Consider the following 25,177-nt stretch of genomic DNA (forward strand, 5'->3'; position numbering starts at 1 on the left):
GGTGAAGCAGGCGCGCCTGCTCGAAGCCACGCTGTTCAACCAGATCGACTACACCGGCGTGCGCCGCCTGCTGGAAGTGGGCAGCGGCGTGGGCGCGCAGACCGAGATCCTGCTGCGGCGCTTTCCCGACCTGCACGTCACCGGCGTGGACCTCAGCGAATCGCAGCTGGCCACCGCGCGCGCGAACCTCGAACGCCTGCCGTGGTGCCGCGAGCGCTACGAACTCCACCAGGCCGACGCCGGCAACCTGCCCTTCGAGCCGCGCCAGTTCGACGCGGCCTTCCTGTGCTGGGTGCTCGAACACGTGCCCTCGCCGGCGCGCGTGCTCAGCGAGGTGCGCCGCGTGCTGGCGCCCGGTTCGCCGGTGTACGTCACCGAGGTGATGAACGCCTCGTTCCTGCTGCACCCGTATTCGCCCAACGTGTGGCGCTACTGGATGGCCTTCAACGATTTCCAGTACGACCACGGCGGCGACCCGTTCGTCGGCGCCAAGCTCGGCAACCTGCTGCTGGCCGGCGGCTTCCGCGACGTGCACACCGAGATCAAGACGCTGCACCTGGACAACCGCGAGCCGGCGCGTCGCAAGACCATGATCGCGTTCTGGGAAGAACTGCTGCTCTCGGCCGCCGACCAGTTGCTACAGGCCGGCTCGGTGAGCGAGGACGTCGTCGCCGGCATGCGCCGCGAAATGAACGAAGTGCAGAACGACCCGGACGCGGTGTTCTTCTATTCGTTCGTGCAGGCGCGCGCCACGGTCTACTGATTCCCGGCGGACGGCGGGGGCGCCTGCCAGATGCGCCCCCACATCCGCGCCAGCGCCTCGCGCAGGTGCCCGCGCGCGACCGGCGCGCGATAGGCGCCCTGCAGTTGGCGCGGTGGAATTTCCACCCATCGCCCATCCGCGGCCTGCCGCGCGACGGCGAAGTTGAAGTTGTATTCCGGCTCCAGGCCCATGCGCAGGTCGCTGAGCACCAGCTCGCCGTCCACCACCTGCGCGCGCATGAAGCCGCGGTTGAACCAGTTCAGGCGCTGCACCGCCGGCAACGCGGCGGTTTCGGCCAGGGCCTGCACCTGGCTCGGGTAGCCGGTGAACGTCATCGGCCCGTGGTCGGCCACCAGCGAGCGTTCGCCGATCACGTAACCGTTCGGGGTCATCGCCACCACGCGCCACAGCAGCGTGTTGAACGGCATCGGCACGGAGAAGCGCGGCGCGCCGGACAGGCCCATCGCCGCCAGCGCGCGGTCGGCTTCGCGGTCCACGAGGTGCTTGGCCAGCAGCGACCAACCGAGATACGCGCTACTCAATACCAACCCGGCCACCAGCGCCCATTGCGCCAATGGCCGCCGCGGCACGCACCAGGCGATCACGCAGGCCAGCGCCAGCCACGCGGTGTACAGCGGGTCGATGATGAAGACGCTCGACCACATCGTCGGATGCGGATGCAGTGGCCACCACAGCTGCGTGCCGTAGACGGTGAAGGCATCGAGCAGCGGGTGCGTCACCAGCGCCAGCTGCATGGCCCAGAACCAGCGCCGCGGTGACTCCGCCACGCGCCCATGGCCGAAGTGGCGGAACAGCGACCAGATCAACGCGCCCAGCAGCGGCAGCACGAACAGCGAATGGCTGAAGCTGCGATGCACCGTCATCAGCGTGACCGGGTTGTCGCTGGCCGCCCACAGCACGAGGGCGTCGAGGTCGGGCACGGTGCCGAGCGCGGCGCCGGCGAGCAGGGCCGCGCGACGATGCCGGGCCGGCGCAATGGCGGCGGCGACGGCGCCCCCGAGGACGATCTGGGTCAGCGAATCCATGCGGGCAACAACCACTCCGGCGGAAATGTCAGCCGAAGATAGCCGCTTCCCCGTGAGGCTGCCCAGCTACCTCGCGACGGGGGGCTCAAGCGGCGCGAGGCAGTGCCGGCGCAGTCTGCGGCGCGACCGAGGCCAGCACCTTGCCGGTGTGGTCGATCAGCTGCAGCTCGCCCGTCGCCGTTTCCTGCAGCGCGGTCAGGCTTTCGACCCAGTCGCCATCGTTGGCATAGACCCGCCCGTCACGCTCGATCAGCGCGGCGCGATGGATATGTCCGCACACGATGCCATCCAGTCCGCGGCGGCCGGCATCCTCCAGTCCGGCGCGCACGAAGCGTTCGATGTAGCGTTCGGCCGCGCCGCTCTGCCGCTTGAGGTATTCGGCCAGCGACCAGTAGCGCAGGCCCAGGCGACGGCGCAGCTGGTTGGTCAGGCGATTGCCGGTGAGGATGCGGTAGTACAGCCAGTCACCCAGCTTTTCCTGCAGCCCGCCGAAGTGGGTAACCGCATCGTAGTCGTCACCATGCGTGACCAGCAGGCGGCGGCCATCGCGGGTGACGTGGATGGCGCGGCGGCGCACCTGCATCACCGGCATCGCCAGCCCGCAGAAGCGGCGCAGCGCGCGGTCGTGGTTGCCGGGCACGTAGACCAGCGTGGTGCCGGCGGCGGCCTGCGCATGCAGGGCCTCGACCACGCGCTGGTGCGCGGCATCCCAGTGCGCGCGGCGCTGGGACATCCACCACAGGTCGACGATGTCGCCCACCAGGTAGAGCGTCTGGCAGCGCACCGAGGCGATGAACTCCGCCGCTTCGGCGGCATGGCAGTGGCGCGAGCCGAGGTGAAGGTCTGAAATGAACACGGCGCGGCGCGGCGGATCGAGCACGGCAAGGTTCATGCGTGGATCTCCGGGGTCGTGGGGGTACCGAGGTAGCGTTCGCGCTTCTTCGGCTTCAGGCGCTGCAGGTCCACCTCGATCAGGCCGTCGATGGCATCGCTGAAGTCCGGGTCCACGCCGAAGGCGAGGAAGCGGGCGCCGCCCGGCTCGCACAGTTCGACGTACTGCTTGTAGAGCATCGGCAAGGTGGCGCCGAGCGCGTCGAGGTTCTCGCGCAGCACGCGCATCGCGGTGCCGGCATCGAGGTCCTGGAACAGCGCCGGCTGCTCGACCGTGAAGGGACGCTTGGCGGCGGCGTGCGGCCGGCCGTCGGCGTGGTAACGGGCGTAGTAGGCGACGATCTGCTCGCGCGCGGCCAGCGGCAGCGAGGCGCTGATCGACACGGCGCCGATGAGATAGCGGATCGACGGATGCGCCCGCAGGTACGCGCCGATGCCCTGCCAGAGATAGTCGATGCTGCGGCTGCCCCAGTATTCGGGCGTGACGAAGCTGCGGCCCAGTTCGAGCGCTTCGGCCAGGCGCGGCACCATGTCGTCGGCGTAGTCGAACAGGCCCGCGGTGTAGAGCCCGCCGAGCCCGCGGTCGGCCAGCAGCCGCGCGCAGCGGGCGACGCGGTAAGCGCCCGCGATGCGGCCGGCGGCGGCGTCCCACAGCACGATGTGCTCGTACCAGGCATCGAAGCGATCCAGGTCCAGCGCCTGCCCGCTGCCCTCGCCGACCTCGCGGAAGGTCAGCTCGCGCAACCGGCCGATCTCGCGCAGCAGCGGCGCCTCGGCGGCGAGCACGCCCACGCGCACTTCCTTGCCGTCGGCGGTATGGCCGAGCAGGCGCATCGCCGCGATCCCGGCGGCGACCTGCGAAGCCGGCGTGGCCGGCGCCAGCGGCGCCTGCGCGGGCAGTGGCCGGCGCGAGAGGGCATAGAGATCACGACGCAGCGCTTCGAGCACGGTGGCCTCGTCGCCACCGGCCGGGTCGAGATGGCGCAGCGTGCCCACGCGCAGTTGCAGCTGCTGCTGGCGGCGGCTCAGCGTCTCGCGTGCCAGCAGCACGGTGCCCGCCGGGCGATACAGCGCCGAGGCGCCATAGAAGAAGGCGGAGTTGCGCGCCTGCACGTGGACCGGCAGCACCGGCGCGCCGCTGCGCCGGGCAAAGCGCAGGAAGCCCCGGCGCCAATGGCTGTCGCGCACGCCGCGCCAACCCAGCCGCGAGACTTCGCCGGCCGGGAACACGATCACGCACTGCTCCCGCGCCAGCGCCTGCTCGACGGCTTCCAGGCTGGCCCGGCTCGGCTGCCCACCCAGGATGCGCACTGGCAGCAGCAGTTCGCGCAGTGGCTCCACGGCGTTCAGCCAGTCGTTGGCGACGATGCGCACGTCGCGGCGGCGGCGGCCGACCATGTCCAGCAGGGCGAGCGCGTCGCGTGCGCCGGAAGGATGGTTGGCAAGGATCAGCACGCGGCCCTGGGCGGGAATCTCGCCGAGCGCGGCGGGGTCTGTGTGCCAGCCCACGCGCAGGAAGGCCAGCGCGGCGCGGACGAACGCCAGCCCGCGCACCTCGGTCTGTTCGGCCAGGAAGCGCTCGGCGCCGGCGAGCCCGGACCAGCGCCCGAAGCCGCGCACCAGCGGCCGCACCCAATGTCCCCGCCGGCCCGCGAACCACTGCGGGTACCGTTGCTGCAGGGCCGTTTCCAGCATCGTCGCCATGTCGCGCGTCCCGCATCCCCCAACTGCCCGCGCATGCTCCAAGCAGGCCAAGACCGTTTCATGGCAAGGATGCGGCAGGCCGATGACGGCGGCCCGCGACGCCGGGACGACCCCGCCTTAACCCGGGGCAACCCCGGAGGGGGCACAATGCAAGCGCTCCCCGCGGCGTGTATCATGCGCGCCCATCTTTCCATCCGAATCAAGGGATATAAGCCTGATGTCCAGCTACCTCTTCACCTCCGAGTCGGTCTCCGAAGGCCATCCGGACAAGGTTGCCGACCAGATCTCGGACGCCGTCCTCGACGCCATCCTGACCCAGGACCAGCGTGCGCGCGTGGCCTGCGAGACCATGGTCAAGACCGGCGTGGCGATCGTCGCCGGCGAGATCACCACCAGTGCGTGGATCGACCTGGAAGCGCTGACCCGCAAGGTGATCGTGGACATCGGCTATGACAGCTCCGACGTCGGTTTCGACGGCGCCACCTGCGGCGTGCTGAACCTGATCGGCAAGCAGTCGCCGGACATCAACCAGGGCGTGGACCGCAAGAAGCCGGAAGAACAGGGCGCGGGCGACCAGGGCCTGATGTTCGGCTATGCCACCAACGAGACCGACAGCTACATGCCGGCCGCGATCCACCTGTCGCACCGTCTGGTCGAGCGCCAGGCGCTGGTGCGCAAGAAGAAGAACTCGCCGCTGCCGTGGCTGCGCCCGGACGCCAAGTCGCAGGTCACCCTGCGCTATGAAGACGGCAAGGCCAGCGCGATCGACGCGGTGGTGCTGTCGACCCAGCACGATCCGGGCGTGAAGCAGAAGGACCTGATCGAAGCCGTGCGCGAGGAAATCCTCATGCCGGTGCTGCCGGCCAAGTGGCTGCACAAGGGCACCAAGTTCCACATCAACCCGACCGGCAAGTTCGTCATCGGCGGCCCGGTGGGCGATTGCGGCCTGACCGGCCGCAAGATCATCGTCGACACCTACGGCGGCTGGGCCCGCCACGGTGGTGGCGCGTTCTCGGGCAAGGACCCGTCGAAGGTGGACCGTTCGGCCGCCTACGCCGCGCGTTACGTCGCCAAGAACGTCGTGGCCGCCGGCCTGGCCGACCGTTGCGAAGTGCAGGTCTCCTACGCCATCGGCGTGGCCGAGCCGACCTCGATCTCGGTCACCACCTTCGGCACCGGCAAGATCAGCGACGACAAGATCGAGAAGCTGATCCGCAAGCACTTCGACCTGCGTCCGTACGGCATCATCAAGATGCTCGACCTGATCCATCCGATGTACCAGCAGACCGCGTCGTACGGCCACTTCGGCCGCAAGCCGAAGGAGTTCACCTACACCAACGCGGCCGGCAAGCAGGTCACCGCCACGGCCTTCTCGTGGGAGAAGACCGACAAGGCCGAGGCGCTGCGCGCCGACGCCAAGCTGAAGTAAGCGAACCCGCCAGGGATCGCCACGAGGCCGCCTCCGGGCGGCCTCGTGCGTTTCGGGCGCGGCTTATTCGCCCGGTACACCCTGGCGGATGCGCGCCGGGAAGTCCGGCGCATCGCCCGCCGCGCGCGCCCGCGCGGTGACCTGCCCCAGCCGGCGCAGCGTGGCCATGTCGTAACCCGGCTGCAGGCCGCCATGGTCAAACGCGTAATCGGCAAACCAGCCCGACAGCAGCAGGCGGTAGTCGAGCGGCAAGCCGGGATCGATCAGCCGGGCGATATCGAACACCATCGTGGTGCAGTTGTTGTCCAGCGTGTTGTACCAGCGCGGTCGCGCGGCCAATGCGCGCGCCTGCGCCACGTAACCCAGGAACAGCGTGCGCAGCTGCGCCGGCGGGATCGCCAGGCGGTACAGGTACAGGTCCTCGCCGCGCACATTGGTGCGCACGCGCAGGATGTCGCGCTCGTCGGCCGCCACCAGCGTGGCCTCGAACTGCCGGAAGAAGCCACCCAGCGCGGAGAACGATTCATCGCGCTCCTTGCGGATCTCCAGCGAGAACACCACGCGCTGGCCATCGTCGAATTCGAACGACACCAGGGTATGGGCGATGGCCGGGCCCATCCAGTACGACAGTGCCAGGTCCGCGCCGGCCAACCGGTCGAGATCGTAGGTCCGCGTTTCCCAGCGCGGCAGCGCGCTGCCGTCGGCGCGCCAATCGAAATTGCGCACGTTGCGCAGGGTGACGCGCGAGCCGTGGACGTCCGCTTCCAGCGTGCGCGCCACCTCATCGGCCCAATCGCGGTCCTGGCGCGGCGGCATCTTCCACCACATGCCGAACAGCAGCGCGAATGCGACGCCGAACAGGCCGGGCATCGCCCAGTTCTCGCGCCCGGGCCGGAGGCCATGGAGGCCGGCCGCCGCCATCAGGCACCAGATCATGCCGACGCCAATGCGGATGGGTGTGCCGGCGCGCAGCAGGAAATACATCGCCAACGCGCCCCACAGCGCCGCCAGCACCAGCAGTGCACGCAGCACCCGATGCCGACGCACGCCTCGCCGTTCGCGCTTCATCGCTCCACCCGGGCCGCCCTTGCTCAGCCCGTATTCTGCACGCCCTGCGAGACGCCGTTGACGCAGGCCACCAGCGCGCGCAGCAGTTCCTCGTCCTCGCCGCCGGTCGCGCGCCAGCGTTCGAGCAGGTCCACCTGCAGCACGCTGATGGGGTCGACGTAGGGATTGCGCAGGCGGATCGACAGCGCCAGCCGCGGGTCGTGCTGCAACAGCGATTGCTGCCCGGTGAGCGACTTCACCCAGCGCTTGGTCAGCGCCAGTTCCTCGACGATGCGCGGGAAGAAGGCCTCGTGCAGCGGGCCGGCCAGGCGCGAGAACAGCTCGGCGATGTTGATGTCGCCCTTGGAGAGCACCATCGCCACGTCATCGAGGAAGGTGCGGAAGAACGGCCAGTCGGCCGCCATCTCGCGCAGCGCCTCCTCGTGGCCTGCATCCACCGCCGCCTGCAGGCCGCTGCCCACGCCGTACCAGCCCGGCACCACCGCGCGCGCCTGGCTCCAGGCGAACACCCAGGGAATCGCCCGCAGGTTGGATAGCGCCGCGTCCTGGCCCAACCGGCGCGACGGCCGCGAGCCCAGCGTCATGCGTTCGATCACGTCGATGGGCGTGGCGAGGCGGAAATAGCGCATGAAATCCGGCGCGCCCACGAAGCCCCGGTAAGCACTCGTACTCGATTCGGCCACCAGGTCCATCACCGGGCGCCAGCGGTCTTCGCGCGGCTCGGCCGCACGCGGTCGCAGGCTCGAATGCAGCACCGCGCCGGCCATCTGCTCCAGCGAACGCAGCGCCAGCGCGCGGATGCCGTACTTGCGATGGATGACCTCGCCCTGCTCGGTCACGCGCAGGCGGCCATCCACGCTGCCGCGCGGCGCCGCTTCCAGCGCGCGCGTGGTCTTGCCGCCGCCACGGATGATCGAGCCGCCGCGGCCATGGAAGAAAGTGAGGCGGATGCCGGATTCGGCCGCCACTTCCAGCAGTTCGACCTGCGCCCGTTGCAGACCCCAGCGCGAAGCGGCGATGCCGCCGTCCTTGCCGCTGTCCGAGTAGCCCAGCATCACCATCTGCACGTCGCCGCGCGCGCGCAGGTGGGCGCGATAGACCGGATCGGCGAGCAGGTCGCGCAGGGTATCGGTGCCGCCGCGCAGGTCGTCCACCGTTTCGAACAGCGGCACGATGTCCAGCGGCACCGCCTCGCCATCGACCAGCCCACCCCGGCGCGCGAGCGCCAGCACGGTGAGCACGTCGGCGCGGTCATGCGCCATGGAGATGATGTAGCTGCCGATCGCATCGGCGCCATGGCGGCGACGGGCATCGGCGAGCGCGGCGAAGACCGCATCCAGCCGCGGGTTGCCTTCGTCTTCGGAGGACGGCAGCACGGATTCTCCGCTCGCGTACGGACCGAGCAGGTCGGCGCGGGCAATCGCATCGAGCGACTCCCAGTCATCGCGCCCCAGCGCGGCGGACACCGCGCGTGCATGCACGCTCGACTCCTGCCGCACGTCGAGCCGCGCGAGATGGAAACCGAAGCTGCGCACCCGCCACAGCAGGCGCCGTACCGCGAACCAGCCCGCGTGCAGGCCACGGTGGGCCTGCAGGCTGTCGAGGATGAGCTGCACGTCGTCGGCGAGTTCTTCCGGCGCGGCGTAGCCGCCGGGCGCATCGGCCAGCGTGGCGCGCAGGCGCGCGCGCATCAGGTCGTTGAACAGGCGATACGGCATGTCCGCATGGCGCGGGCGCGACTTCGCGGCCGCTTCCGGCAGCAGGCCGCGATAGTGTTCCAGCCGCTGCGCCAGGGCCTCGCTGACCGACACCAGCGTCGTCGACTGGCTGAGCAGGCTGGCGAGTTGCCACAGTTCGTCGAGATAGCGCTCCAGCACCGCGCGGCGTTGTGCATCGAGCGTGGCGGTGATGGTGCCGGCATCCACGTTGGGATTGCCGTCCATGTCGCCCCCGACCCAGGTACCGAAGCGCAGCAGCCGCGGCACGGGCAGCGGCGCGCCGTAGGTCTCCTCGATCGCGTGCTCCAGCGTCTCGTACAGCGCCGGCATGATCCGGTACAGCACGCGCGTGAGATAGAAGCCGACATGTTCTCGCTCGTCATCGACGGTGGGCCGCACGGGCGAGGAATCGGCGGTCTGCCAGGTGGCAGTGAGCGCCATGCGGAAGCGCGCGGCGTCGGTCGCGCGTTCGCCCGGGGTGCGCAGCTCGTCGAGGTCATCGACGAGGCTGGCGACCATCAGCTGCTCTTTCTCCAGCAGCGCGCGACGCACCGCCTCGGTGGGATGCGCGGTGAATACCGGTTCGATATCGATGCGCGGCAGCCACTGCGCCAGCTCATCCAGCGTGACGCCCTCGGCCTTGAGGCGGCGCAGCGTATCGTGCAGGCCTTCGGGCTGCGGCGTATTCGTATTGCGCTGGTAATCGCGGCGGCGGCGAATGCGATGCACGCGCTCGGCGATATTCACCACCTGGAAATAGGTGCTGAAAGCACGCACGAGCGATTCCGCGTCGCGCGGGCTGCGTCCGGCCAGCTGCGCGCTGAGCGAAGCGGGCGGCGCATCGGTTTCGCGGCGGGCGATGGCGGTGGTGCGCACGCGCTCCACTTCGTCGAGGAATTCGCGCGACACCTGTTCGGCGAGCATGTCGCCGACCATCGCGCCGAGGCGGCGCACATCGTCGCGGAGGGGAATATCGGGCGTGGCAAAAACCAGACTGCTGCGGTATTCGTTCATCGATGACCGGGCGCGTGACGTTTGCGGGAAGGCGACTGTGGGGGCGCCTGGGTCGCCCAGCCTAACCGAAAAACTTTCGGGGAGTTTCCTGCATGGGTGTGGTTTCCGGTGCAACGAATTCCGCAAACCGGCACTCGCCGCAAGCAGCCCTCAATGCGCAGGGATGTGCAATTCGATGCCGAATCGAAATTGACGGCCATGCGGCAGCCCTCAAGACTTCGGGTCGCCGAGCCCGCCTCGGCCCCGCCGCGCGGAGGGCTGCTGCGCACGAGAATCCCCCAGGAGTGCCACGAATGACGACGCACGTTGCGACAGAAACCGCATTGCACAATGGAACATCGACTTTCCACGGCGGCATCAGAGAACTTTCACTGCATGAGATTGGCCTGGTGGATGGAGGCCTCAACTGGGGTTACGTATACCGAGGCGCCGCTGCAGGCGCAATCGGCGGAGCGATTGCCGGCGCGATCGGCGGCGGCCCCATCGGGATGGGGGGTGGCGCCATCGGCGGCGCGATCGGCGGCGGACTTGTTTCGATATTCGACCAGCTGAGCGTCTGACGGGGAAAAGCCACCACCCGACAACCCGACCCTGGAACCGGCCATGTCCAACATCAGGAAAGCAGCATTTTTCAGTCTGTTCGTTCTAGCAGGGGCCGCCATCGCGATCGTGCTGCAGGGACTTGGCGTACCCGCGATGCTTGCGACGGTTATCGGCGGCGCCGCAATTGGCGCGCCCATTGGCATTCTGCTTCGAGAAAGACAGAGCGCCTGAAGCGCGCCCCCTCTTTCAACGCCGCCAGAAGCAGGAAAGCGCGTCGCGGCACGAGTTGAGGAGTATCCGATCACGACGATGCCTGGGGCGTTCGGGGGCAGGGCCCTTTCGGGACCGTTGGCGACATGGATGTCGCCGACGAGCCCCCAGGGATGGGTTCACGGCGTGTCCCGAAAGGGCCCTGCCCCCGAAGGCCGCTCGCGACATTCGAACAGCCGATCCACCTCGCAGGCCAACCAAGTCCAGCAACACCCGAGAAAAAGGAAAGGGCGACCAAAGGCCGCCCCAACCCATCAAACAAGAAAAGGCGAGATCAAGGCGAAGCAGCCTTCCCCTTCCCCTTGGCAGAAGCCCCCGCCTTCGATGGCGCCCCCAGATACTGCTGCAGCCAATCGTTGGTCTCGGCCATCATCTGCATGATCGACTCCCGCGCCCGATACCGGTGCGCCTCGTTCGGCAGCATCACCAGCCGCGCATTCCCGCCGAGCCCCTTCACCGCCGCATACAGCCGCTCGCTCTGGATCGGGAACGTGCCGCTGTTGTCGTCGTCCTGCCCGTGGATCAACAGCAGCGGCGCCTTGATATGGTCCGCATAGTTGAACGGCGACATCGCCTCGTACACCGGCTGCGCCTGCCAGTAATTGCGCTCCTCGGACTGGAAACCGAACGGCGTCAAAGTGCGGTTGTACGCTCCGCTGCGCGCGATGCCGGCCTTGAACAGCTCAGAATGCGCCAGCAGGTTCGCCGTCATGAATGCCCCGTACGAATGCCCGCCGATCGCGATGCGCCCGCGATCCGCCACCCCGCGCCGCACCACCTCGTCTACCGCCGCCTGCGCGTCGGCCACCAGCTGCTGCACGTAGGTGTCGTTCGGCTCCGCATCGCCCTCGCCGATGATCGGCATCGACGGATTGTTGAGCACGGCGTAGCCCATCGCCAGGTACGCCTGCGGCCCCCAGTAACTCACCGCATTGAAGCGATACGGCGAATCGGTGACCTGGCTCGCCGCCGCCGCCGATTTGAACTCACCCGGATACGCCCACATCAGCATCGGCAGCGGGCCGTCGCGCTTGGCCTCGTAACCCGGCGGCAGCAGCAGCGTCGCCGTGAGATCCACGCCATCGGCGCGCTTGTAGCGGATCTGCTCCTTCTGCACGCCGCGCAACTGCGGCAACGGATGCGCGAAATGCGTCAATGCACGCGGCGCATCGGTTGCACCCAGCGTACGCACATACCAGTTCGCCGGCTCATCCGGCGACTCCCGCGTGGTCAACCACTGCGTGCCGGACGCATCCAACGGCACGCGCGGCCGCTCGTAGAACGGCGCCTGCGACTGGAACAGCCGCTCGCGCTGGCCGTCGCGCAGGTCCAGCCGGTCCACGAACGGACGATCGCCTTCCGGCGAAGCGCCCTCGCCCACGAAATAGAGGAACTGCCCCTGCGCATCGGTAAACAACCGCGCACGCCCGTTCTCGTCGTCGAACGTCGCCGGCTGGCCCGGGTCCGCATAGCGATCCTCCTCCGACCGTTCGCTCAACAACACCGGCGCCTGCCCGGGCGCATCCGGCGCCACGCGCCACTGGCGGATCTTGCGGTCCTTCCACCAGAACTCGTCCACCAACGCCAGGTCGCCCCGCCCCCAGGTGACATCGACGAAGCGCGTGCCCAGCTCGATCAACGTCTGCGGCGGCTGCTCGAACGGCGCGGCCTGCACCATCACCGCATCGCGGATGCGTGCCTCGCGAGCGGGATCGCCCCCATCCTGCGCCTCGGCCCACACCAGCGTGGCCGGTGCATCGGCGCGCCAGGCGATATCGCGCACGCCGGTGGGCACCGCGTCGTTGCCGGTGGGCAAGCCTTCGACCAGCGGCAGGCGCGCCACCTCGTGCTCGTAGCGGCCGTTCGCGTCGAGCACTTCGATACGGTGCGGGAAGCGGCCCAGCGGCACGAGATAGGAGAACGGCCGCTCGACGCGCTGCGACAGCAGGTGTCGTCCATCCGGCGAGGGCGCCAGATCGGTATACAGGCCCGGCACGCCGACCGGTTCGGCATGGCCGTTGAGCGCGATGCGTGCCGGCTGGGTCGCCAGGTAATACTCCAGGCGCTTGGCATCGTCCTCGTTGCGCAGCAGGTCCTGGTAGGTGCGGATCGAGCGCTGGCCGGCGCCCTGCGCGGTCTGCTGGATCGCCGGCCCCACCGGAATGCCGTCATCGGCCGGCGCGGCGCCCTGCCCGGCCGGCTGCAGGAACACCAGCAGCGAACGGCTGTCGGGCATCCAGCGGTAGCCCTTGTCGGCGGTGGTGTTGAGTTTCTCGGCCACCCGCCACGCGCGATGGGCGTCGACATCGACCAGCCACAGCTCGTTGGCGCCGCTGCCCGAGTCCACCCGGTTGAACGCCAGGTAGCGCTGGTCCGGCGACCACGACACCGTGGACAGCGACAACGGCGAGGGCAGCCCGTCGATCTGCACTTCCTGCCCGTCGGAGATGCGCATCAGCCACAGGCGCTGGGCGAAGGAGAACGCACTGCGCGAATGCGTGCGCGGATGGATGCGCAGGCCGGCCAGTTTCAACTCCGGCTGTGCCACCTCGGCGATGCCCGGCAGCGGCGGCGTCTGCAACAACGCACCCCACTCCCGCTGGCGCGACAGCACCAGCTGCGGCGGGCTCGGTGCGTCGGCCACCGCCTGCAGCGCGGCCGGTGGCAGGCGGTAGCCCGGTGCCGCCGCCGCAGCGGTGCCCGCGGGCGCATTCGCCGCCCAGGCCGCCGGGAATACCAGGCAGCTCGCAAGCATGCCCGTCCACATCGTCTTCCTACCCACCTGCATGGACCTGCCTCCGGTATGCGAACCGGCCTACCGTACCAGCCCCCCACACCGCGCTGACCTGCCGTTGGTTGGGGCGCGCCTGCCGGCGTGTTCATTCCGGGCCAGTCGGCGACGATATAATTGCCCGGTCCGCCGAGGGGCGCTGCGACCAGGGGCCGTTCCCAGAACGCCACGGGCCAGGCTCGGTGGGACGGTCCTTCGAAACGGCGCCCGGCAACGCGAATCCATTCGCAGATACCGGAGCATCACCATGAATGCCGCACTGAAGACCTTCTCCACCGAGGGCGATTACAAGGTCGCCGACATCTCCCTGGCCGATTGGGGCCGCAAGGAGATCGACATCGCCGAGCACGAGATGCCGGGCCTGATGTCCATCCGCCGCAAGCACGCCGCCGCCAAGCCGCTGAAGGGCGTGCGCGTGACCGGCTCGCTGCACATGACCATCCAGACCGCCGTGCTGATCGAGACGCTGAAGGACATCGGCGGCGACGTGCGCTGGGCCTCGTGCAACATCTTCTCGACCCAGGACCAGGCCGCCGCGGCGATCGCCGCCACCGGCACCCCGGTGTTCGCCTGGAAGGGCGAGACGCTGGAGGAATACTGGGACTGCACGCTGGCCGCGCTGACCTTCACCGCCGCCGACGGCACCCTGCTCGGCCCGGAACTGGTGGTCGATGACGGCGGTGACGTGACGCTGCTGATCCACAAGGGTTTCGAGCTGGAGAACGGCTCGAAGTGGGTGGACGAGCCGGCCTCCTCGCACGAGGAGCAGATCATCAAGAACCTGCTCAAGCGCGTGGCCGTCGAGCGCCCCGGCTACTGGACCCGCGTGGTGGAGAGCTGGAAGGGTGTCTCTGAAGAGACCACCACCGGCGTGCACCGCCTGTACCAGCTGGCCGAAGCCGGCACGCTGCTGGTGCCGTCGATCAACGTCAACGACTCGGTCACCAAGAGCAAGTTCGACAACCTGTACGGCTGCCGCGAATCGCTGGCCGACGGCCTGAAGCGCGCGATGGACGTGATGCTGGCCGGCAAGGTGGCCGTGGTGTGCGGCTACGGCGACGTCGGCAAGGGCTCGGCGCACTCGCTGCGTGCCTATGGCGCGCGCGTGGTGGTCACCGAGATCGACCCGATCTGCGCGCTGCAGGCGGCGATGGAAGGCTTCGAGGTCAACACGGTCGAATCGACCCTGGGCCAGGCCGACATCTACGTCACCACGACCGGCAACAAGGACATCATCACCCTCGCGCACATGAAGGCGATGAAGGACCAGGCCATCGTGTGCAACATCGGCCACTTCGACAACGAGATCCAGGTCGATGCGCTGTACAACCTGGCCGGCGTGCAGAAGATCAACATCAAGCCGCAGGTGGACAAGTTCGTGTTCCCGAACGGCAACGCGATCTTCCTGCTGGCCGAAGGCCGCCTGGTGAACCTGGGCTGCGCCACCGGCCACCCGAGCTTCGTGATGTCCAACTCGTTCGCCAACCAGACGCTGGCGCAGATCGACCTGTGGCAGAACAAGGACGTGTACGAGAAGGCCGTCTACCGCCTGCCCAAGCACCTGGACGAGGAAGTCGCGCGCCTGCACCTGGAGAAGATCGGCGTGGTGCTGACCCAGCTGAGCGACGAGCAGGCCGCCTACCTCGGCGTGCCGGTGGAAGGCCCGTACAAGCCGGAGCATTACCGCTACTGATCCCTCGAAGGATCGGAACCGGAAAGAGAAACGGGGCCCTCGGGCCCCGTTTTTTTTCGCGATCCGTCAGCTCAACGCGTCGCTTCGAACCGCAATGCCCGCAGGTCGAACCGCCCGGAATCCGCACCGATCACCAGCGTGTTGCGGCCCGCCGCCAGCGTCACCGGCACCTGGCCATTGGCGCCGTCCACGGCCTGCGCGAGGCGATCGCCGTTGACCTGCACCCACGCCCGGCCCTTGCCGTCGCCCTGCAAGGCCAGCGTGTACTGACCGCCGGCATCCACCTCCACGGTGTACTTCAGCCACTCGCCCTTCTCCAGCCCGGTCACCTGCAGCGTGCCGTCCTGGCGCGTGCCCAGGTCCACGCCGTCGTTGCGGTAGGTCATGCCGGGGTTCCAGTTGACACGGTCCGGGCCGGTGCCCTTGTCGTTGGACGCGGTGAGGTCGTGGTAGGCCACGCCATCGCGGCCCATGTCGAAATCGACCGCCGCCACCTGGCCGCCATTCGCGCCGATGCGGTGCGTCTTGTACGGCACCGGCTGCAGCGAATGCGGCGAACGGAACAGCGCATCCACCACATCCGGATGCTGCACGTTGTTCTCGTAGCGCACGTCATGCGAGGCGAACTGCATCAGCGCCTGCTCGGCCTCGGCGGCGGAAGGCTTGGGGCCCTTGCCCTGCCAGTACTTCAGCAGGCGGTCGTAGCCGGCGTTGGGAACGATCTGCAGCGGGTTGTTGTAACGGATCTTCTTCAGCGGCCACCACGACCAGCCGATGCCTTCGTTCTCCACCAGCTGGATCGCGCGCGCGAACCAGTCGTTGGAGTTCTCCCCGCTCTCGCCCAGCCACAGCGGCACGTGGTGCTTGTCACGCAGCGCGATGACCTTGGCCAGCGTGTCCGGCGTGGTGGCATCCCAGTATTTGTGGAAGCTCACCACCAGGTTGTCGTCCCACACGCCCTGGTCGAACACGCCGGCATAGTTGTTGCCCCAGCAGTTGCCCTCGACGATGACGATGTGGCGCTTGTCGACCTCGCGGATCGCCGCGGTGGTGCGCACCAGCAGGTCGCGCAGCGGCGCGTTGCCGGTCTCCTTGCAGCCGTTGCGGTCACCGCGGTCGGCGAATCCCCAGTTCGGCTCGTTGATGATGTCGTAGGCGCCTATGTACGGCTCGTCCTTGTAGCGCTCGGCCAGCCGGCGCCACAGCGCGATCATCTTTTCCTGCTTGGCCGGGTCGTCCCACAGCGAGGACTGCTTCGGGTCGCGGTCGGAAATGTTGATGTCGTTGCCCTGCCCGCCGGGGGCGGCGTGCAGGTCGAGGATCAGGTACATGTCGTTGGCCTTGGCCCAGGCCAGCAGCTCGTCGGTACGGCGGAAGCCGTCCTCCAGCCAGGTTTGCTCGCCCTTCACCGGCTCCTGTTCGACCGGCAGCGTGTACAGCGCGTAGTGCATCGGCAGGCGAATGGAGTTGAAGCCCCAGCGCGCCATCGCATCGACGTCGGCCTTGGTGGTGTGGTTGTCCAGCCACGCGGTGTAGAAGGCCTGGGTCTTCTCCGGCCCGACCAGCTTCTCGATGTTCTGGCGGATCACCCGCTGCGTGCCGAACTGCGGCACCTCCAGCATGTAGCCCTCCTGCAGCATCCAGCCGCCCAGGCCCATGCCGCGCAGGATTACCGGCTCGCCCTGGCCATCGACGATGCGCGTGCCCTCGGCACGCAGGAAATCCTTGGCCGTGGCAGGCGCCTGCGCGGCGGCGAGGGCCAGGACAAGGGCGGTCAGGCAGGTCGTGTACTTCATCGCGTGTGGTGCTCCCCGGAAAGCGTTTCCGGCCGATGATGGCACGGGGCCCGCGGATGGCCGCCCTGCGCCGCAGCGAATCCTCCATGCATCCATCGCGATGAAGCGATACAATTCCGGCGCACCCTCGCACGCCCAGGCCCATGACCCCGATCAGCTTCGAGTTCTATCCGCCGAAGACCGACGAGCAGCGCACCCAGCTCGACCGCACCGCCGCGCGACTGTCGACCCACGGCCCGGAGTACGTTTCCTGCACGTTCGGCGCCGGCGGCTCCACCCTGAGCTACACCTCCGAGACGGTGCGCCACCTCAACCAGCACCACCGCTTCGACGCCGCGCCGCACCTGTCGTGCGTGGGTGGCAGCCGCGAGGAAATCCGCGAGCTGCTCAAGCTGTATCGCGCGCTCGGCTGCCGGCGCATCGTGGCGCTGCGCGGCGACCTGCCCTCGGGCATGGGCCATCCGGGCGACCTGCGCTATGCCTCCGAGCTGATCGCCTTCATCCGCGCCGAGCACGGCGACGCCTTCCATATCGAAGTGGGCGCCTACCCCGAGACGCATCCGCAGGCCGCCGACGCGCTCACCGACCTGCGCCACTTCAAGGCCAAGGTCGACGCCGGCGCCGATGGCGCGATCACCCAGTATTTCTACAATCCCGATGCGTACTTCGCGTTCGTGGATGCAGTGCGCAAGCTGGGCGTGGAGATTCCAATCGTGCCGGGCATCATGCCGATCTCCAATTTCTCGCAGCTGCGCCGCTTCTCCGAGCAGTGCGGGGCGGAGATTCCGCGCTGGATCGCCAAGCGCATGCAGGCCTACGGCGACGACGTGGACGCGGTGCGCGAGTTCGGCGCCGACGTGGTGGCCGCGCTGTGCCAGCGGTTGATCGAAGGGGGGGCGCCCTCGCTGCATTTCTACACGCTCAACCTCGCCAAGCCGACCCAGCAGATCCTGCAGCGCCTGGGCCGCTGACGCGGCGCTTGGCGCGCGGCGCGGTGGGTCGTTACGCTGGGCGGATGCGCACGCGCCTGCTGATCCCTGCCCTGTTGTCCGCCTTCGTCCTGCTCCTGCCGGCACCGGGCGCGCATGCGCAGGCCACGGTGAACCGCTGCGTCGGCGCCGACGGGCAAACCGTGTTCAGTGATCGCCGCTGCGAAGACCTCGGCACCACCACGCGCATGCCGCCGGCGGCGCTGCGCGACGGCGAGACCGGCCTGTACCGCTATGGCTGCCCGCGCCGCCTGAGCGAACTGGTGGGCCTGCTGCGCACCGCCGTGGAGACGCACGACGTGAACCGCCTCTCCAGCCTGTACCTGTGGGGCGATGTCTCCGACGCCACCGCCAACCGCGTGCTCTCGCAACTGGAAGCCATCGCCGACCGCACGCTGGTGGATATCGCGCCGATGTATCCGGCCGAAACCGCCGAGGCTTACGTCCCCGTCGCCGCGCCCGACATGGCCGAATCCACCGGGGGCTACGTGCCGCCCGACAACAGTGCCGCCACCGCGATGGTCGAAGCGCCGCTCGCGCCCGCCACGCGGCCGCGGCCGTGGGGCCTGCGGCTCGAACAAGTGATGGCGAATGGCAGCACGCCCGCGCGCACGGTGCTGCGCCTGCGCCGCCAGTACAACTGCTTCTGGGTGAGCTTCTAGCCGGCTTCGGCCAGGTCGGCAGGCCACAGCGCGCGGATCGCCGCGATGCCCTGCGCACCGTGGTGGCGCGCCATCGGCACGTGCTCCGGGCCCAGGCCGCCGATCGCGTAGAGCGGCAACGAAACCGATTCGCGCAACGCCTCGAAGCCTTCCCAGCCCATCGCCGGCTCGCCGGGATGCGAGGCGGTGGGCAACACCGGGCCGAGCACGGCGAAATCGCAGCCCAGCGCCTGCGCGCGGCGCAGGTCGTCGGCGTGATGGCAGGAAGCCGCCAGTGGCACTTCCGCCGGAAGCGGGCGGGCATCGAGCGAGGCCAGTTGCTCCGAGCCCAGGTGCACGCCGAAGCCCAGTTCGCGGGCGAGCGCGATATCGCGATTGAGCAGCCACTGCACGTCACGGCGGCCGAAGCGTTCGCGTACTGCCTCGAGCAGCGCGCGCCAGCGGGCCGGCTCGCAGTGGCGCGCGCGCAGGTGCACGCGGCGCACGCCTTCGTCGAGCGCGATGCCGAGGTGGCGTAGCCAGGCTTCGGCGTCTTCGGGTTCGGGGGTGACCAGGTAGCGATCGGGCTGGCGCAGCGCCGCCACCACCGGCACGTCGGCCGGCGGCATCGAATAGCGGGACAGGCGTTCGGACGGCACCCAGGTGAGCGCCTGGCCTTCGCGCCCACGCGGCTGGCCCTTCCAGGCGCTGATCATGCGTACTTCCAGGCGCAGGCGTTTGTCGGGATAGCGCTGCGGCACTTCCATCAGCCACTCGCCGACCTCGGCCTCGATGCCCAGCTCTTCGTGCAGTTCGCGCGCCAGGGCCTGCTCGGAGCTTTCGCCCGCCTCGCGCTTGCCGCCCGGGAATTCCCACAGGCCGGGCATGTCGCGGGTTTCGGTACGACGGGTGAGCAGGATGCGGCCCCGGGCGTCACGGATGACGCCGGCCACGACGTGGATCGATCGCAAGGAATCAGGCATGGCCTGACTTTGCCGTGCACCGGGGGCGCGCGGCAAGCGGGGAAACCCGGAACTGTGTGAAGGAAATTGGAGTTCCTGCAGGTAGCAGGTTTCCGGTCGCTGCTGAATCCGCGCCTGCAGCGAGCATGATCTCGCTGGAGCAAAGCCCCCCTTTGTTAAGGGGGCGCGGCGACAGCCGCGGGGATAGGCCAGCAAGACCCGAACTGCGCGTTTCGCCCCGCGAAACCGCAGTCGCCACCCGCCAAGCGGGTGGCGCGGTCAGCTCAGCTCAGCTGAGCTGACCGTGGCAGTGCTTGAACTTCTTGCCGCTACCGCAGGGGCACGGATCGTTGCGGCCGACCTTCGGCGCCTCGCGCACGGCCTGTGCCACGGCGCCGCCACCCTGGCGGCCTTCCATGTCGGCCACTTCGTCCTCGGTGCCGTAGCCGCCGGCTTCCTGGTGCTGGAACTGCGACTGGCGCAGGCGCGCTTCGGCCTGCTGGCGTTCCTGCGCTTCCAGCGCAGCCACTTCCTCTTCGCTGCGGATGTGCACGCGCGCGAGCAGGTTGATCACGTCACGCTTGACGCTCTCCAGCATCTCCGAGAACAGCTCGAAGGCTTCCTTCTTGTATTCCTGCTTCGGCTGCTTCTGCGCATAGCCGCGCAGGTAGATGCCCTGGCGCAGGTAATCCATCTTGGCCAGGTGTTCCTTCCAGCCCTGGTCGAGCACGGTCAGCATGACGTGCTTCTCCAGCGCGCGCATGGTCTCGGCGCCCACCGCCGTTTCCTTGCCGCCGAAGTGCGCATCCACGGCGCCCTGCACCTTCTCGGCGATCTGCTCGGCGTCGAGCTCTTCCTGGCCCTTGGCAAAGCCGGCCAGGTCGATGTTCACGCCCAGCTCGGACTGCAGCGTCGCCTCCAGGCCCGGCAGGTCCCACTGGTCGTCCACCGAGTTCGGCGGCACGAAGCGCGCGACCAGGTCGTACACCACGTCGCCGCGGATGCCGTCCACGTTGTCCTTCACCGACTCGGCGTCCAGCAGCTCGTCGCGCTGGGCGTAGATCACCTTGCGCTGGTCGTTGTTGACGTCGTCGAAGTCCAGCAGGTTCTTGCGGATGTCGAAGTTGTGGGCCTCGACCTTGCGCTGCGCCTTCTCGATCTGGCGGCTGACCAGGCGGTCCTCGATGACGTCGTCCTCCTTCATGCCCATCAGGCGCATGGCCTTCTGGACCCAGTCGGAGGCGAAGATGCGCATCAGGTTGTCTTCGAGCGACAGGTAGAAGCGCGAGGAACCCGGGTCGCCCTGGCGGCCCGAACGGCCACGCAGCTGGTTGTCGATACGGCGCGACTCATGGCGCTCGGTACCGACGATGTGCAGGCCGCCGGCGGCCTTGACCGCGTCGTGGCGGCGCTGCCATTCGGTCTTGACGCGGAAGCGCTGGTCTTCGGTGGCTTCCTCGCCCAGTGCGTGCAGCTCGGTTTCCAGCGAGCCGCCCAGCACGATGTCGGTACCGCGGCCGGCCATGTTGGTGGCGATGGTCACCGCGCCCGGGCGGCCGGCGTTGGCGACGATGGTCGCCTCGCGCTCGTGCTGCTTGGCGTTGAGCACCTCGTGCGGCACGCCGGCCTTGCGCAGGTGGTCGGAGAGCATCTCCGAGGTTTCGATCGAGGTGGTGCCGACCAGCACCGGCTGGCCGCGCTTGTTGCAGTCCTGGATATCGGCCAGCACCGCGTTGAACTTGCCCTTGCGGTTGAGGAACACCTGGTCGGGGTGGTCCTTGCGCACGGTCGGCTTGTTGGTCGGGATCACCACCACTTCCAGGCCGTAGATGCTCTGGAACTCGTAGGCTTCCGTATCGGCCGTACCGGTCATGCCGGACAGCTTCTTGTACATGCGGAACAGGTTCTGGAAGGTGATGCTCGCCAGGGTCTGGTTCTCGCGCTGGACCGGCACGCCTTCCTTCGCTTCCACCGCCTGGTGCAGGCCGTCGGACCAGCGGCGGCCGGCCAGGGTACGGCCGGTGAATTCGTCGACGATCACCACTTCGCCGTCGCGCACGATGTAGTCCACGTCGCGCTGGAACAGCGCGTGCGCGCGCAGCGCCGCGTTGAGGTGGTGGACCACGCTGAGGTTCTGCGCGGCGTACAGGCCTTCCTCGTCGGTGAGGATGCCGGCCTGGCGCAGCAGGTCCTCGGCATGCTCCATGCCGGCCTCGGACAGGTGGACCTGCTTGCCCTTCTCGTCGACCCAGAAGTCGCCTTCGGCTTCTTCGCTTTCCTGCTTGGTCAGCTGCGGGACGATGCGGTTGACGCGGATGTACAGCTCCGGCGACTCGTCGGCCGGGCCGGAGATGATCAGCGGGGTGCGCGCCTCGTCGATCAGGATCGAGTCGACTTCGTCGACGATCGCGTAATGCAGGCTGCGCTGGTAACGGTCGGCGCGCGAGAGCGCCATGTTGTCGCGCAGGTAGTCGAAACCGAATTCGTTGTTGGTGCCGTAGGTGATGTCGGCGCCGTAGGCCTCGTGCTTGTCGCTGTGCGGCATGCCCGGGTAGACCACGCCCACGCTCAGGCCCAGCCAGTTGTACAGCCGGCCCATCTGGGCGGCGTCGCGGCGGGCCAGGTAGTCGTTGACGGTGACCACGTGCACGCCCTGGCCTTCCAGCGCGTTGAGGTAGACCGGCAGCGTGGCGACCAGGGTCTTGCCCTCGCCGGTACGCATTTCGGCGATCTTGCCCAGGTGCAGCACCATGCCGCCGATCAGCTGCACGTCGTAGTGGCGCATGCCCAGCACGCGGCGCGAGGCTTCGCGGCACACGGCGAAGGCTTCCGGCAGCACCTTGTCCAGCGCTTCGCCCTTGGCGATGCGCTCCTTGAACTCGGGGGTCTTGGCCTGCAGTTGCGCGTCGGAGAGCTTCTCCATCTCCGGCTCCAGCGCATTGATCTTGACGACGATGCGGCTGAGCTGGCGGAGGAGGCGTTCGTTACGACTGCCGAAGACGCGGGTAAGCAGGCTGTTGATCATTGAAGAAACCGGTTGAAGGGCACCGATGAAGATGCGCCGAAAAGAAGGAACGGTTTGACCGACGCCGGCTCCCCGACGACCGCCGCAAACGCGACAGGGCGCAAAGCGCCCTGTCGATGGCAATGCCCATTGTAGCTTGGGGCGGGGTCTGGCGAACGCAAGCCCCGTACCCCAGCGGGATCAACCGCGGCTGCGCCGCCCCACCGGGGTATTGTCGTTGTCGCCCAGGAACTTCCGGGGGTTCATGACCTGCCCGTCCTTCCAGACCTCGAAGTGGACGTGGGCGCCGGTGGAACGGCCGGTGGAACCGGCCTTGGCCACCTGCTCGCCGGCCCGGACCAGGTCGCCGGCCTTCACCGTCAGGCGCGAGTTGTGCGCGTAGCGGGTCACGTAGCCGTTGCCGTGGTCGACCTCGACCACGTTGCCGTAGCCGCCACGCACGCCGGCGTAGCTGACCACGCCGTCGGCCACGGCCATGACCGGGTCGCCGACGCTGGCGTGGAAGTCGATGCCCTTGTGCTTGGCGGCGCCGCCGTTGAACGGATCGGCGCGGCCACCGAAGCCGGAGGTGATGTAGGTGTTGCGGATCGGCATCCGCGACGGCACCGCGTTCTGCTCCAGCTGGTGGTCGAACATCAGCGATGCGAGGACGTTGAGCTGCTGGCCGGAGGCGGAGAACTGCTGTTCGAGTTGCCCTAGATCCTCCTTGAACTCGCCGACCGGCATGTCCTGGGACGGCTCGTCACCGCCACCCACGCCCACCGGTTCGTTGAAGTCGAACTCGCCGTCCTGCAGCTTGCCCATCTGGGTGAGGCGCTCGCCGAGGGCGTTCAGGCGCGTGGCCTGGGCCTGCAGCTCGCCGAGCCGCGCGGCCAGCGCGTTGACCTGCGCCTGGGACTCGCGCTGCACCTTGGCCAGCTCTGCCTGCTGTGCGTCGACCTTGGCCTGCAGGCGGGCATCGTTCACCATGCCCGCCCCGGTGGCCACGCCCAGACCGAGCAACAGGCCGGTGCCCAGCACCCCGCCCAGCACGGTCAGCGGCCGATCCGCTGCGAAACCGCGGATCTGTCGGGCCAGACGCTGGCCCCGGGTCTCTCGCGATTTGATTACGATCTTGTTGAAAGCCATATGTGAGTCTTCATGTCCAAGCCAAAGTCCAGCGCACGCGGTCCTTCCCTCCCGCAGCAGGCCATAGAGGCCGCGCTGGCGGACAAGACCGGCAACCCCTTGCGCCGAGCCTTGTGGCTCGATGCGCTGGACAGGCAGTTGCGCCCCCATCTGCCGCCTTCACTCGCCGGGCACTGCCGGCTTGCCAACGTGAAGGACGAACAGCTCGTTTTCCTCGTCGATTCGCCGGTGTGGCACGCCAAACTGCGGCTGGCCGAACAACAGCTCCTCGTTGCGGCCCGATCCGTCGGGCTGAAGGTCACGCGGGTGACCCCCAAGACCACCACCACTTCGCTGCATTCCCCAATGCCGAAGAACCCGGGGCAGTCGAAACCTGTTTCCGCCGCCACGCACAAGGGTCTGCGCGAAGCGCTGGCGTCCCTGCAGGACATCGAATCCTCCGGTGCGTCCAAGACGCGCCGTTGATGCCCTGGCCAGCCCTCCGGGCCGGCCGTCGCGCGTGAAGATCATGAGAAGAACGTACGCGACCGGACGCATCCTAGCGGCCCCGGGTGGGCCGTTAGTTAGGGAATTATTAAAGAGTCGTTAAATTCAGGAACTGGCTCGGTGTGAGTTCACAGTTCCATGACATGACCCCGGCGAGCTCCCTACAGGGAGGCCGGGGCGGTGGGGAGTCCCCTGTCGGGGAGGGCTCAGGCGTAGGCGGGGGTGCCGTAGGCGACCGGCGGCTGCACGCTGCCGGCCGGGAAGCTGACCCATTCCCAGGCTTCCTGCTGCGCCAGCAGGGCCCGGACCAGCTTGTTGTTGAGCGCGTGGCCGGACTTGAAACCCTCGTAGGCGCCCAGGATCGGGCCGCCGGCGAGGTACAGGTCGCCCACCGCATCGAGGATCTTGTGGCGAACGAATTCGTCGGTGTAGCGCAGGCCGTCGTCGTTGAGGACGCGGAATTCGTCCAGCACGATGGCGTTGTCCATCGAACCGCCCAGGCCCAGGTTGCGCTCGCGCATGTACTCCAGGTCGCGCATGAAGCCGAAGGTGCGCGCGCGGGAGATTTCCTTGATGTACGCGGCGGTGGAGAACTCCAGCTCGGCGCGCGACTGCTTGGCCGGGATCATCGGGTGGTCGAACTCGATGGTGAAGCCCAGCTTGTAGCCGTCATACGGGGTGAAGCGGGCGACCTTGTCGCCGTCGCGCACTTCCACCGGCGACTTGATCCGGATGAAGCGCTTGGCCGCGTCCTGCTCGATGATGCCGGCGGACTGCAGCAGGAACACGAACGGGCCCGAGGAGCCGTCCATGATCGGCAGCTCGGCCGAGGACAGCTCGACGATCGCGTTGTCGATGCCCAGGCCGGCCATGGCCGACATCAGGTGTTCGACGGTCTGGATCTTGGCGCCGTTGCAGGTGAGCCCGGTGCACAGGGTGGTCTCGGTGACCAGCCCGGCGTCGGCGGGCACTTCCACCACCGGCTCCAGGTCCACGCGACGGAACACGATGCCGTGGTTGACCGGCGCCGGGCGCAGGGTCATGTAGACCTTGTCGCCGCTGTGCAGGCCTACGCCGGTGGCGCGGATCGTGTTCTTGAGGGTGCGCTGTTGGGTCATGGTGGTGAAGTCTGAATGACAAACGCAGACAGGAGCTGAATTGGCAGGCTGTCCGGGTGCGTCGGATGTTAACAAAAGTGTCTCACGGGCGGGTTCACGCCC

19 protein-coding genes and 1 riboswitch are annotated in these 25,177 nt (G+C 68.3%); of the genes, 8 read left to right on the forward strand and 11 right to left on the reverse strand.

What is annotated here, in order from left to right:
- The coding region (locus ARC20_RS13915) for a methyltransferase domain-containing protein (RefSeq protein WP_057648147.1) at positions 1-763 on the forward strand (763 nt) is incomplete at its 5' end.
- Here ARC20_RS13915 and ARC20_RS13920 read toward each other — a convergent pair.
- From ARC20_RS13920 to olsF, 3 genes are all read right to left on the reverse strand, one after another.
- A complete protein-coding gene (locus ARC20_RS13920; RefSeq protein WP_057648149.1) occupies positions 757-1,809 on the reverse strand; it encodes a metal-dependent hydrolase in 1,053 nt (350 codons plus the stop codon). The two genes, ARC20_RS13915 and ARC20_RS13920, sit on opposite strands and share 7 nt — an antisense overlap.
- A gap of 85 nt (positions 1,810-1,894) precedes the next feature.
- Positions 1,895-2,701 carry a UDP-2,3-diacylglucosamine diphosphatase gene (locus ARC20_RS13925; protein WP_057648151.1) on the reverse strand — a complete coding sequence of 269 codons (807 nt, stop codon included), beginning with the start codon at positions 2,699-2,701 and terminating at the stop codon, positions 1,895-1,897.
- Entirely contained in the window at positions 2,698-4,404 is a 1,707-nt protein-coding gene (gene olsF / locus ARC20_RS13930; RefSeq protein WP_237642599.1) for a bifunctional ornithine lipid synthase OlsF, read from the reverse strand. The genes ARC20_RS13925 and olsF overlap by 4 nt, the downstream gene beginning before the upstream one ends.
- Before the next feature lie 217 nt (positions 4,405-4,621).
- Here olsF and metK point away from each other — a divergent pair, with 217 nt between their 5' ends.
- Positions 4,622-5,833, forward strand: a complete 1,212-nt coding sequence (metK, locus tag ARC20_RS13935; protein ID WP_057648153.1) for a methionine adenosyltransferase — start codon at positions 4,622-4,624, stop codon at positions 5,831-5,833.
- 63 nt (positions 5,834-5,896) lie between these two features.
- On the opposite strand, the gene ARC20_RS13940 is transcribed toward metK, so the two are convergent.
- Positions 5,897-6,901: an Lnb N-terminal periplasmic domain-containing protein gene (locus tag ARC20_RS13940; RefSeq protein WP_057648156.1), complete on the reverse strand. Its 1,005-nt coding sequence runs from the start codon at positions 6,899-6,901 to the stop codon at positions 5,897-5,899.
- 23 nt (positions 6,902-6,924) lie between these two features.
- Positions 6,925-9,633, reverse strand: a complete 2,709-nt coding sequence (ppc, locus tag ARC20_RS13945; protein WP_057648158.1) for a phosphoenolpyruvate carboxylase — start codon at positions 9,631-9,633, stop codon at positions 6,925-6,927.
- Between the two features lie 293 nt (positions 9,634-9,926).
- Here ppc and ARC20_RS18025 point away from each other — a divergent pair, with 293 nt between their 5' ends.
- Together ARC20_RS18025 and ARC20_RS18540 are read left to right on the forward strand one after the other, a co-directional pair.
- Positions 9,927-10,193, forward strand: coding sequence for a hypothetical protein (locus ARC20_RS18025; protein ID WP_202595453.1), 267 nt, complete (start codon positions 9,927-9,929; stop codon positions 10,191-10,193).
- Between the two features lie 43 nt (positions 10,194-10,236).
- Complete coding sequence (locus tag ARC20_RS18540; RefSeq protein ID WP_161809493.1) at positions 10,237-10,407, forward strand: hypothetical protein; 171 nt, start codon at positions 10,237-10,239, stop codon at positions 10,405-10,407.
- A gap of 313 nt (positions 10,408-10,720) precedes the next feature.
- Here ARC20_RS18540 and ARC20_RS13950 read toward each other — a convergent pair whose 3' ends face one another.
- Positions 10,721-13,213 carry a prolyl oligopeptidase family serine peptidase gene (locus tag ARC20_RS13950; protein ID WP_425478476.1) on the reverse strand — a complete coding sequence of 831 codons (2,493 nt, stop codon included), beginning with the start codon at positions 13,211-13,213 and terminating at the stop codon, positions 10,721-10,723.
- Between the two features lie 149 nt (positions 13,214-13,362).
- Positions 13,363-13,453: riboswitch (S-adenosyl-L-homocysteine riboswitch) on the forward strand.
- A gap of 31 nt (positions 13,454-13,484) precedes the next feature.
- Here ARC20_RS13950 and ahcY point away from each other — a divergent pair.
- Entirely contained in the window at positions 13,485-14,930 is a 1,446-nt protein-coding gene (gene ahcY, locus ARC20_RS13955; RefSeq protein WP_057648160.1) for an adenosylhomocysteinase, read from the forward strand.
- Between the two features lie 71 nt (positions 14,931-15,001).
- On the opposite strand, the gene ARC20_RS13960 is transcribed toward ahcY, so the two are convergent.
- Positions 15,002-16,726: a cellulase family glycosylhydrolase gene (locus ARC20_RS13960; protein WP_057648162.1), complete on the reverse strand. Its 1,725-nt coding sequence runs from the start codon at positions 16,724-16,726 to the stop codon at positions 15,002-15,004.
- 143 nt (positions 16,727-16,869) lie between these two features.
- Here ARC20_RS13960 and metF point away from each other — a divergent pair, with 143 nt between their 5' ends.
- Together metF and ARC20_RS13970 are read left to right on the forward strand one after the other, a co-directional pair.
- Entirely contained in the window at positions 16,870-17,697 is an 828-nt protein-coding gene (gene metF / locus ARC20_RS13965; RefSeq protein WP_057648164.1) for a methylenetetrahydrofolate reductase [NAD(P)H], read from the forward strand.
- A gap of 44 nt (positions 17,698-17,741) precedes the next feature.
- The gene (locus tag ARC20_RS13970; RefSeq protein WP_057648166.1) at positions 17,742-18,377 is read left to right on the forward strand and encodes a DUF4124 domain-containing protein; all 636 of its coding nucleotides are present in this window, start codon (positions 17,742-17,744) and stop codon (positions 18,375-18,377) included.
- Here the strand turns inward: ARC20_RS13970 and ARC20_RS13975 are convergent.
- The 3 genes from ARC20_RS13975 to ARC20_RS13985 all read right to left on the reverse strand — a co-directional run bounded on the left by ARC20_RS13975 (position 18,374) and on the right by ARC20_RS13985 (position 23,471).
- Positions 18,374-19,339, reverse strand: coding sequence for a Nudix family hydrolase (locus ARC20_RS13975; RefSeq protein ID WP_057648168.1), 966 nt, complete (start codon positions 19,337-19,339; stop codon positions 18,374-18,376). The genes ARC20_RS13970 and ARC20_RS13975 overlap by 4 nt on opposite strands.
- Before the next feature lie 268 nt (positions 19,340-19,607).
- A complete protein-coding gene (gene secA / locus ARC20_RS13980; protein WP_057648170.1) occupies positions 19,608-22,343 on the reverse strand; it encodes a preprotein translocase subunit SecA in 2,736 nt (911 codons plus the stop codon).
- A 180-nt stretch (positions 22,344-22,523) separates the two neighbouring features.
- Complete coding sequence (locus ARC20_RS13985; protein ID WP_057648171.1) at positions 22,524-23,471, reverse strand: M23 family metallopeptidase; 948 nt, start codon at positions 23,469-23,471, stop codon at positions 22,524-22,526.
- 12 nt (positions 23,472-23,483) lie between these two features.
- Between ARC20_RS13985 and ARC20_RS13990 the strand changes: the two genes are divergently transcribed.
- A complete protein-coding gene (locus tag ARC20_RS13990; RefSeq protein ID WP_057648173.1) occupies positions 23,484-23,936 on the forward strand; it encodes a DciA family protein in 453 nt (150 codons plus the stop codon).
- 227 nt (positions 23,937-24,163) lie between these two features.
- On the opposite strand, the gene lpxC is transcribed toward ARC20_RS13990, so the two are convergent.
- Positions 24,164-25,075, reverse strand: a complete 912-nt coding sequence (gene lpxC / locus ARC20_RS13995) for a UDP-3-O-acyl-N-acetylglucosamine deacetylase (protein WP_057648175.1) — start codon at positions 25,073-25,075, stop codon at positions 24,164-24,166.
- Between the last annotated feature and the right edge of the window lie 102 nt (positions 25,076-25,177).

Source organism: Stenotrophomonas panacihumi (genome assembly GCF_001431645.1).
Taxonomy (GTDB): domain Bacteria; phylum Pseudomonadota; class Gammaproteobacteria; order Xanthomonadales; family Xanthomonadaceae; genus Stenotrophomonas_A; species Stenotrophomonas_A panacihumi.